Source organism: Luteococcus sp. (assembly GCF_043424415.1).
Lineage (GTDB): Bacteria > Actinomycetota > Actinomycetes > Propionibacteriales > Propionibacteriaceae > Luteococcus.
This window is the reverse complement of record NZ_JBHWOO010000184.1, coordinates 1-8,065: the sequence shown is the minus strand read 5'-3', so window position 1 is coordinate 8,065 and position 8,065 is coordinate 1. Positions and strand designations below refer to the sequence as shown.

Here is an 8,065-nt window from a genome sequence, read left to right as displayed (position 1 = left end):
GGGTCGGGCCGGAGGTCTTCCGCGTAGCGTGCAGCAGGGCCGAAGGCGCTGTGGGGCAGCGTGTTCGCATCGCGGCAGTGCTCCCGGACTGTGGCGAGCGCCTCGCCGATCTCACGTCCGTTCGCGCCGCGCTGGCGCATCGCCTCGCTGAAGGCGGTCTCCCAGTCCATCGGATTGGAGTCGGAGGTGAAGGTTAACTCGGTCATGGTCAGTTCCTCTCCTAGAGGGCATGCAGCGCGAGGACGAGGCTCCACAACAGCAGGGGAGAGAGCCCCAGCAGGGTCCAGGCCGCGTTGCCCAGTCGGCTCGGACGGGGATTGCGCACCGGGTCGACGGCACGATCCCGGGCACTGCGTACGGTCTCGATGGTTGCTGCCACGGCGCACAGGGCCAGGATGGTCCACAGCAACCAGCCTGGGGATGAGAAGGCGGGTGTCGTCCAGAGGTCGAGCCGGTCGCGCAGCATGGTCCAGCCGAAGATCACCACGAAGATCATGAGACTGCCGGCGCAGCCATTGCGTCGTTGGAGGCGCCAGGCTGGTGCAATGAGTCCGAAGGCGAGCGCACCTGTGACGATGGCGGACACCGTGCCCCAGGTGACGGTTACCGGGGTATTCCATTCAAGGGGCATCGAAGGTGTCGTCCACAGCGCGAGCCCCATCAGCAGCGTGGCAACGACCGACCGGTGAACCAAGGCTGGACGCGGACGACCAGTCAGGCGGATGGCGTAGTCGGTGGGGTCTCCGAATGCGTCGTTGCAGCTCTCCCCGGTCTCTGCACAGTGGGACTCGACCATGGCCCAGGCCTCACCGACCTCACGGCCGGATGCACCGCGGCGTCGCAGCTCCTCCTTGAAGAGCTGCTCCCAGTAGTCGGTGCTCTGGGGGGATCCGAACAAGTGACTGGCTGTCATGGTCAGTTCCTCTCCGAGAGGGCGCGCATTGCGAGGACGAAGGCGGGGACGAGTAGGGGGCAGGCCGCCAGGACGCGCCAGACCCAGGTGGGTGTCATGGCCCAGGTGGTGCCGGTGACGGGGTCGATGATGCGGTCACGAATGGCACGCCGGGCGAACAGGACACCCGCTGTGGCCGTCGCAAGGCAGAGCAGCCAGAGGCTCCAGGCGGGGGCGGTGAAGACCGGGGTCAGCCAGTCGTCCAGTGCCTGGTGAATCCGGTTCCAGACCATGAAGACGGCCATCCACAGCAGAAAACCCCACCCGGGTCGTCGGTACTGCAGGCGTTGGGCCGACAGGAGCGCAGCCACGAAGAGCAGCATGCCGAAGGGCACCGCGATACTGCCCGCGCCCACCTGCACCGACTGGCTGCCCCAGCGCCATGGCAGTTCCACACACATCATGCAGGCCAGGACGGCCAGCATGATGGCCAGCATCGGCGGGGCCAGGTGCAGGGGATTGCGCGGCTCCTGCATCAGGGCTGCGGCATAGTCCACCGGGTCACCGAAGGCCTCGGTGGCGCTCTGCCCGGTCTCGGTGCAGTGGACCTCGATCGTCGCCCAGGCCTCACCCACCTCGCGTCCGCTGGCCCCGCGGCGTCGCATCTCGTCGACGAAGAGGTTCTTCCAGGACTCCGCGTAGACGAAGGTCATCGTGGCTCCTTCTGGATGGTCAGTCGTCGGGCTTCGGCGTCCTTGCGTCGTCTGCGCCGCAACCACAGGACGAGCCAGCCGGTCAGGCAGGCGCCTGCCACGGCCCAGCCGGACCAGACGGGCAGGTCAACTCGGGGCGTGTCCACCCCGTCGAGGTAGTGGGCTGCCGACAGCACCACAGCGACGACGGCGTGCGAGGCCGCGCAGCCCAGGCCATTCGCGCTGGTGCGGGGGAACAGGCGCATCAGGAGCGCCTCCGTGATGGGCGTGAGCAGCCAGAGCGCCAGCAGCAGTGGCAGCGTGAACCATGTGGGATGGACCCGGTCGGTCATCGGGCGTCCGAGCAGGTTGATGACGATCAGCCAGCCAGCCACCGAGAGCGCCAGGGGAAGGTTCTCCCGCAGGGCATGGGTGAGGGGAGCGGTGCGTCGCCCCACCAGTTCGGTGGCGGTCTCCACCGGGTCTCCCATGGCGACTTCCGGGGGTTGGCCGCTGTCGCGGCAGTGGGCCTCGGCGGTGGCCAGGGCATCTTTCACGTGCTCGTCCGTCGCTCCGCGGAAGCGCATCTCGGTGGCGAGGTGCCTGCTCCAGTCGAGTTCCTCGAAGTCGGACTGCCAGTTCGGGGTGCTCATCGCTCCTCCTCGTCGGGCTGGGTGCCGCAGATGAAGCCGTGGGTGAGCCGGCTGAAGCGGTCCCACCGGTCTGCCTCGCGGGCCAGGTGGATCTCGCCGGCCATGGTGAGGCGGAAGTACTTGCGGCCGGGTCCGCGAGAACCGACCTTCCACTCGGTCTCGACGCGGCCGGCCTCCTCGAGCCGGGCCAGCAGCGGGTAGAGGGTGCCGCCCTTGACGGTGCCCAGCCCGATCTCCTCCAGGCGGGTCGCGATGGCATAGCCGTAGGTGGGGCCCTCGGACAGGATGCGCAGCACGCAGAGCTCCAGCACTCCGCGCAACCATTCGGTCGGCCATCCCTCGTCCATGGCTAGATGGTACGACTAACTAGGTTGCGTGACAATGCAATTGCAACGAAAGTGGCAAGCCGTCTTCGTGCCCGGGGCGGATGCCAACAGAACCCGTGCAGGGACAGGATTGGCCCATGACCACTCGACGCCCCCTGCGCTCCCTGCTGTCGCCCATCGGCTGGGCCGCGGTCCTGGCCTGGCTGTGGGGGATCGTCTCCGGTCTGGCGCAGATGAGCGCAGGCCCCGACGTCGTCCGCGCGGCATGGCCCGCCCTGCCCGTCGCGGCCGGGCTGCTGGTGCTCCTCCTCGCCACAAAAGGCTGGCCGGTGGTCTGCTACCTCCTGCTGCAGGCAGTGATGGTGGGGCTCAGTTCCCGCCCCGACAGCTGGGGGATGGTCAGCGGGGCCCTGGTGACGGTGGCCGGCTACCACCTGGGACGCAGGGCTCCGGCGCGGCTGGCGCTGTCGCTCGGCGTGCTCGTGGCACTGCTCACCGCTGGCGCGCAGGTGTGGGGCTATCGCCAGATGCTCGACCAGTCCGGAGAGACCGGCGAGGTGGAGGCCACCCTCGGCAGCTGGGGACGAATGTTCCTCCAGTCCGTCCCCGGCCAGGTCACGTGGACCCTGCTGCCGATCGTCGCCGGGGCCGTCGTGCGCCACCAGCTGCGGGAGGCGGAGGAGACGGTCAGGGCCGCCGAGGCTGCCGCGGCCGAGGCCGATCGTCGCCTGGCCGAGGCGCTGCGCACCGACCGCGAGGGGCTCGCCCGGGAGCTGCACGACCTGGCCGCCCACCACACCACAGCCGCCGTGATCGGTGCCAAGGCCGCACGGAAGGCCGGTGCCCAGCGTCCCGAGGCCGTCGGGGAACTCATCGACGGCGTCGTCGAACAGACCCAGGCGGCCCAGTCCAGCCTGCGCCAGATGGTCGACGTGCTGCGCCATCCCGACGAGGACGCACCCCTGGTGCCACAACCCACCCTGGACGAGATCCCCGCCCTCGTGGAGCATGCCCGCCGGGTGAATCCCGACATCCTGCTCAGCATCGACTCGGACGAGGTGCCGCCGGCCGTGTCGCTGGCCGCCTACCGGATCGTCCAGGAGTCGCTCACCAATGCCCACCGCCACACAACCCGGGCACCGGTCACCATCGACATCTGGCAGCAGGAGCGCAGCCTGTGGGTGCAGGTGGTCAACGGCGCATCCTCGATGCTGCCCGAGGACTTCGAGGGCAGCGGGAGGGGAATCCTCGGCATGCGGCAACGAACCGAACTGCTCGGCGGGGGGCTGGAAGCCGGACCGCACGGGCGCGGCTGGCGGGTGCTCGCCGAGCTGGGTCTCGACGAGCCGGTCTCCCCGTCCGAGGTCGAGACCGACGGTGAGGTCGAAGGATGATCCGGGTCCTGGTGGTCGACGACCAGCCGATGGTCCGCCGAGGCCTGTCCTGGTTCCTGGCCGACGAGCACGGCATCGAGGTGGTGGGGGAGGCCGGCTCCGGACCCGAGGCCGTGCTCCGTTCGCGGGAATTGCGGCCCGACGTGGTGCTGATGGACGTGCGGATGCCGGGCGGCGACGGGCTGGCCGCCACCCGCGAACTCACCGGCGCTCCCGACGGCCCAGCCGTGGTCGTCGTAACCACCTTCGACCTGGACGAGTACCTCTTCGGCGCCCTCGAGGCGGGAGCTGCGGGCTTCATGCTCAAGGACTGCGAGCCGTCGGAACTGGTCGAGGCCGTGCGGGTCGCGGCCCAGGGGGAGGCGCTGGTCTCGCCGCGCATGACCCGACGGGTCATCGCCGAGTTCGCCCGACGCCGGCCACCCGTGGACACGGGTGCCGTCGCGCAGCTGACCCTGCGTGAGCGGGAACTCGTGGCCGCCCTGGCCGAGGGCCTGAACAATGCCGAGCTGGCCGCGCGCCTGCACATCGAGGTGAGCACGGTGAAGAGCCACCTGGGACGCATCTGCACCCGGCTGGGGCTGCGCGACCGGGTGCAGCTGGTGGTCTGGGCGCATCGCGTCGGGCTCGCCTGAGCCGGGGTGGGTGGCCGGCGGTGACCAAGCCAGGCCGTCCACAAACCACATTCTGGGTGGCCGATGGTGCAGATGCGGCACTGAGGCCTCCTCTCAGTGTGGTTTGTGGACGGGGTTGGCCGAGCCCCGGCAGGTGGGACGCTTCCGTCCACCCCTTGGATGATCGATAGGCTGGCAATTCATCGAAAGAAAGGCCAGCCATGTCCATCCGCACCACCCACGTCGGCTCCCTGCCCCGTACCGAGGCGCTGCTGAAGGCCAATGCGATGCGCATGGACGACCCCACGGGATTTGCCGAGCAACTCACCGACGCCGTCGACGAGGTCGTGGCGAAGCAGCGCAGCATCGGCATCGACGTCGTCAATGACGGTGAGTACGGCCACGCCACCACGCAGAGCCAGGACTTCGGCAGCTGGTGGACCTACTCCTTCGACCGCACGAGTGGCCTGGAACTGCGGCCCGACAACGTCTGGGACACGCGCGTGGCCAAGTCCGGCGCCGATGGCATCGTGCTCACCGGCATGAACGACCGTCGCGACCGCCAGATCTTCCGGGCCGTCTACGACGACGCCTCGGCCGTGCACCCCACCACCCGCCAACGTCCGCAGGCCGTCGCCGAGATCGACTACATCGGCCAGCAGGCCGTGGCCGCCGACGTCAGCAACCTGCGCCACGCGATGGAGGCCGCCGGGGCCACCGACGGCTTCCTGTGCGCGATCGCCCCCGGCGCCGCCAGCCGGATCGGCTCCTCGCACCACGCCGACGACGAGGAGTTCATGGACGCCTGGGCGCGGGTGCTGCACCAGGAGTACAAGGCGATCACCGATGCCGGGCTGGTCGTGCAGGTGGACGACCCGTCGATTGCCGAGAACTTCGACCAGATCGATCCCGAGCCGAGCGTCGAGGACTACCTGGCCTTCACCGCCAAGCGCGTCGCGGCCCTGAACACGGCGTTGGAGGGGATCCCGGCCGAGCAGGTGCGCTTCCACCTGTGCTGGGGATCGTGGAATGGCCCGCACACCACCGACTTCCCGATGGCGGAGCTCGCCGAGCTGATGCTCACCATCAACGCGAAGTACTACACCTTCGAGGCGGCGGGTTCCCGGCACGAGCACGAGTGGGAGGTGTGGAAGGATGTCGCGCTGCCCGAGGGCAAGGTGCTGCTGCCCGGTGTGGTCACCCATCACACCAACATCGTCGAGCACCCGCGGCTGGTGGCGCAGCGGATCGGTCGCTTCGCAGACCTGGTGGGGGATCAGAACGTGATCGCCTCCACCGATTGTGGCCTGGGCGGGCGGATCCACCCCGACATCGCGTGGGCCAAGCTCGACGCCCTGGTCGAGGGGGCCCAGATCGCCAGCAAGGGCTGATCGCCGTCTGTAAGGACTGAGGGGGAGGCCGTCACGGCCTCCCCCTCGTCGTTGCTCGTGCTCAGGCGCTCATCGGTCGCACAGCACCGGCGACTGTGCCAGCACTGCCTTCTTGCCCACCTTGATGACGCCGGCTGCCTGCACGCAGGCGCCCTTCACATTGCTGATGCCCACCGGGCCGGCGTAGCTGACGAAGTTGCCGCTGGCCACCACCTCGACCGCAGGCTTGGCCGTGGGGCTCTTGGCCGAGACCAGCGCGACGCTCGTGGGCAGTCGCTTTCCCTTGGTGGTGCCGACGTGCTTGAAGCAGGCGACGGCGGTGGTGTTGCGGGCCGGCTGGGCGTAGACGGTCAGCTCGCCCGCCGGCTTGCCACCGTCCTTGACGACGGTCCTGCTGATGACGGTGCCCCGACAGCTCAGGAGGCTGGAGCGCACCTGCTTCATCGGCGAGGAGCCGGGGTGGTTCTTGAAGGAGACGGCCTGGGCCTGGACGCTGCCACCGTCCTTGGGGGTGACGGGAACCCAGCTGGCCTGGGCCGGGACGGCGGTGGCCAGGGCCAGGGCGGGTGCGGCCAGGACGGCCAGGGCACGAGTGCGCATGGAAGGACCTTTCTGGAACGGGGGAGCGAGGGCTGCCGGAATCCTTCGTCATCGAGGATTCCGACAGCCCTACGGTCCACCCGCGGCAGGTCGGTCGTCAGATGATGCCCCGAATTCTCAAGGAATTCTTGGCGCTCGGTGCGGCAGGGCTCAGGCCATCAGGGCCTTGCCGTGGACGCCCTCCAGCGCGGCGATTTCGGCCTGCACCTCGGCGACGGTGGCGCCGGCGTCGAACCAGACACCCACGGCGTGGGTGAGCTGGCGGTTCACCTGGCGGTAGCCCGCGGGGTTCTTGACCAGCAGGTTGCGGTCGCGGCTGATGCGGATCTCCCAGATCTTGATGTTGAGGGCGTTCTTGACGTAGATGGTGGCGCGGTCGGTGGGCTGCAGGTCGGGGTAGGTGGAAACGCGATCGAAGGTGGCCTGGACGTCCTGCTTGCTCTCGTTGATCATCCCCACGGTGGCGGTGGGGTTGATCAGGCGCAGCACGGCGCGGGTGATGCGGAAGTCGAGCTCGATGTGGGCGGTGTCCACCTTGGTGGTGAGCTCGGTCGTGGCGCGGTGGATCGTCCTGGAGGTGAGCTGGAAGAGCTCGACGCGGGGCTTGACGGTGGCCATGTCGAAGGCGGGCACACGGCCGGCGACGATGGCCTCGATGGTGCCGCGCAGCTCGAAGGCGGTCTTGAGCAGGTCACGGATCTCGGTGCGGTAGTCCACCTCGGGCTTTTGCACCTCCGGGATGCGGTTGGTGGTCTGCTGTAGGCCACACAGCTCGGCGATGCGGGCGTCGACCAGCGCCAGCGACTGCTCGGCCTCCTGCAGCGAGGTGCTGGTCTGGCTGGCGGGTGCCGGGGCGGGGGCGGCGACGGCGGGCAGCGCCGGGGCCAGCAGGGCGGCGCCGAGGGCCGGGACGACGAGGATGGAACGCTCCATGGATGCTCCTGGATCGAGGGAGTGGGTGAGTGCCCGTGGTGGACGATCCTGAGGCTAGCCAGAATTTCTGTCAGTTCTCTTTCAGGAATACAATTCCGGCTGCGGAGTGGTGAATTTCGTCCCCGCTTTGGCCATGTGGTTCGCACGTCAACCTCTTCAGCGCCTAGTCAGGAAGCTTTTCTCAGCTCGATCCCAGGATGTCACGTGAACGGGTGACACTCATTCGTGGGACTTTTGGCGGTCCGCTCCATCGGGCATCCTCAGATCGTCGGGTGCACTGCATTCAATCCCAATTCCCGCACCGGGGAATTCGGCTTGACCATTTCCTCCGCACCTGTCAACGCGCCTCCCGGTAGGCTCGTCGCATGCCGCTGACCCCGATCCTGACGACCCTCGCCTTCGTCCTGCATCCCGACGGGGAGCGGGTGCTGATGGTGCATCGCACCGCCCGCCCCGGCGATGAGCAGTTGGGCAAGTACAACGGTCTGGGCGGCAAGGTGGAACGCGACGAGGACGTGGTGGCCTGTGTGCGACGCGAGCTGCGCGAGGAGGCCGGTATCGAGGTCGACG

11 protein-coding genes are annotated in these 8,065 nt (G+C 68.7%); 4 read left to right on the top strand and 7 right to left on the bottom strand.

Translation table 11 applies throughout. The features are described from left to right. The 5 genes from ACHFFZ_RS10850 to ACHFFZ_RS10830 all read right to left on the bottom strand — a co-directional run. Positions 1 to 206, bottom strand: a 206-nt coding sequence (locus ACHFFZ_RS10850) for a hypothetical protein (RefSeq protein WP_394276640.1), incomplete at its 3' end; no start/stop codon positions are given. A gap of 14 nt (positions 207 to 220) precedes the next feature. Then, positions 221 to 913 (bottom strand): hypothetical protein, encoded by a 693-nt coding sequence (locus ACHFFZ_RS10845; RefSeq protein WP_394276639.1) that lies wholly within the window; start codon positions 911 to 913, stop codon positions 221 to 223. Positions 914 to 915: 2 nt separating this feature from the next. Continuing rightward, a complete protein-coding gene (locus tag ACHFFZ_RS10840; RefSeq protein ID WP_394276638.1) occupies positions 916 to 1,605 on the bottom strand; it encodes a hypothetical protein in 690 nt (229 codons plus the stop codon). Beyond that, on the bottom strand, positions 1,602 to 2,237 hold the full coding sequence (locus ACHFFZ_RS10835) for a hypothetical protein (protein WP_394276637.1): 636 nt from the start codon (positions 2,235 to 2,237) through the stop codon (positions 1,602 to 1,604). The genes ACHFFZ_RS10840 and ACHFFZ_RS10835 overlap by 4 nt, the downstream gene beginning before the upstream one ends. After that, the gene (locus tag ACHFFZ_RS10830; RefSeq protein ID WP_394276636.1) at positions 2,234 to 2,584 is read right to left on the bottom strand and encodes a PadR family transcriptional regulator; all 351 of its coding nucleotides are present in this window, start codon (positions 2,582 to 2,584) and stop codon (positions 2,234 to 2,236) included. The genes ACHFFZ_RS10835 and ACHFFZ_RS10830 overlap by 4 nt, the downstream gene beginning before the upstream one ends. Before the next feature lie 116 nt (positions 2,585 to 2,700). On the opposite strand from ACHFFZ_RS10830, the gene ACHFFZ_RS10825 reads away from it, so the two are divergent. The 3 genes from ACHFFZ_RS10825 (at position 2,701) to ACHFFZ_RS10815 (ending at position 5,962) form a co-directional block, all read left to right on the top strand. Beyond that, complete coding sequence (locus ACHFFZ_RS10825) at positions 2,701 to 3,957, top strand: sensor histidine kinase (protein ID WP_394276635.1); 1,257 nt, start codon at positions 2,701 to 2,703, stop codon at positions 3,955 to 3,957. Further along, positions 3,954 to 4,592: a response regulator gene (locus ACHFFZ_RS10820; RefSeq protein WP_394276634.1), complete on the top strand. Its 639-nt coding sequence runs from the start codon at positions 3,954 to 3,956 to the stop codon at positions 4,590 to 4,592. The genes ACHFFZ_RS10825 and ACHFFZ_RS10820 overlap by 4 nt, the downstream gene beginning before the upstream one ends. 200 nt (positions 4,593 to 4,792) lie before the next feature. Next, the gene (locus ACHFFZ_RS10815; RefSeq protein WP_394276633.1) at positions 4,793 to 5,962 is read left to right on the top strand and encodes a cobalamin-independent methionine synthase II family protein; all 1,170 of its coding nucleotides are present in this window, start codon (positions 4,793 to 4,795) and stop codon (positions 5,960 to 5,962) included. Positions 5,963 to 6,031: 69 nt separating this feature from the next. On the opposite strand, the gene ACHFFZ_RS10810 is transcribed toward ACHFFZ_RS10815, so the two are convergent. After that, positions 6,032 to 6,562, bottom strand: a complete 531-nt coding sequence (locus ACHFFZ_RS10810; RefSeq protein WP_394276632.1) for a hypothetical protein — start codon at positions 6,560 to 6,562, stop codon at positions 6,032 to 6,034. Between the two features lie 150 nt (positions 6,563 to 6,712). Next, positions 6,713 to 7,495, bottom strand: coding sequence for a CAMP factor family pore-forming toxin (locus ACHFFZ_RS10805; protein WP_394276631.1), 783 nt, complete (start codon positions 7,493 to 7,495; stop codon positions 6,713 to 6,715). Positions 7,496 to 7,860: 365 nt separating this feature from the next. Between ACHFFZ_RS10805 and ACHFFZ_RS10800 the strand changes: the two genes are divergently transcribed. Next, positions 7,861 to 8,065 (top strand): NUDIX domain-containing protein (locus ACHFFZ_RS10800; RefSeq protein WP_394276630.1); only part of this gene is annotated, 205 nt, incomplete at its 3' end.

What these genes read in the sequence shown, in the direction of transcription:
- ACHFFZ_RS10835 (WP_394276637.1), bottom strand. Translation starts at nt 2,237, where the DNA reads ATGAGCACCCCGAACTGGCAGTCCGACTTCGAGGAACTCGACTGGAGC.
- ACHFFZ_RS10815 (WP_394276633.1), top strand. Translation starts at nt 4,793, where the DNA reads ATGTCCATCCGCACCACCCACGTCGGCTCCCTGCCCCGTACCGAGGCG.
- ACHFFZ_RS10820 (WP_394276634.1), top strand. Translation starts at nt 3,954, where the DNA reads ATGATCCGGGTCCTGGTGGTCGACGACCAGCCGATGGTCCGCCGAGGC.
- ACHFFZ_RS10840 (WP_394276638.1), bottom strand. Translation starts at nt 1,605, where the DNA reads ATGACCTTCGTCTACGCGGAGTCCTGGAAGAACCTCTTCGTCGACGAG.
- ACHFFZ_RS10805 (WP_394276631.1), bottom strand. Translation starts at nt 7,495, where the DNA reads ATGGAGCGTTCCATCCTCGTCGTCCCGGCCCTCGGCGCCGCCCTGCTG.
- ACHFFZ_RS10825 (WP_394276635.1), top strand. Translation starts at nt 2,701, where the DNA reads ATGACCACTCGACGCCCCCTGCGCTCCCTGCTGTCGCCCATCGGCTGG.
- ACHFFZ_RS10830 (WP_394276636.1), bottom strand. Translation starts at nt 2,584, where the DNA reads ATGGACGAGGGATGGCCGACCGAATGGTTGCGCGGAGTGCTGGAGCTC.
- ACHFFZ_RS10810 (WP_394276632.1), bottom strand. Translation starts at nt 6,562, where the DNA reads ATGCGCACTCGTGCCCTGGCCGTCCTGGCCGCACCCGCCCTGGCCCTG.
- ACHFFZ_RS10845 (WP_394276639.1), bottom strand. Translation starts at nt 913, where the DNA reads ATGACAGCCAGTCACTTGTTCGGATCCCCCCAGAGCACCGACTACTGG.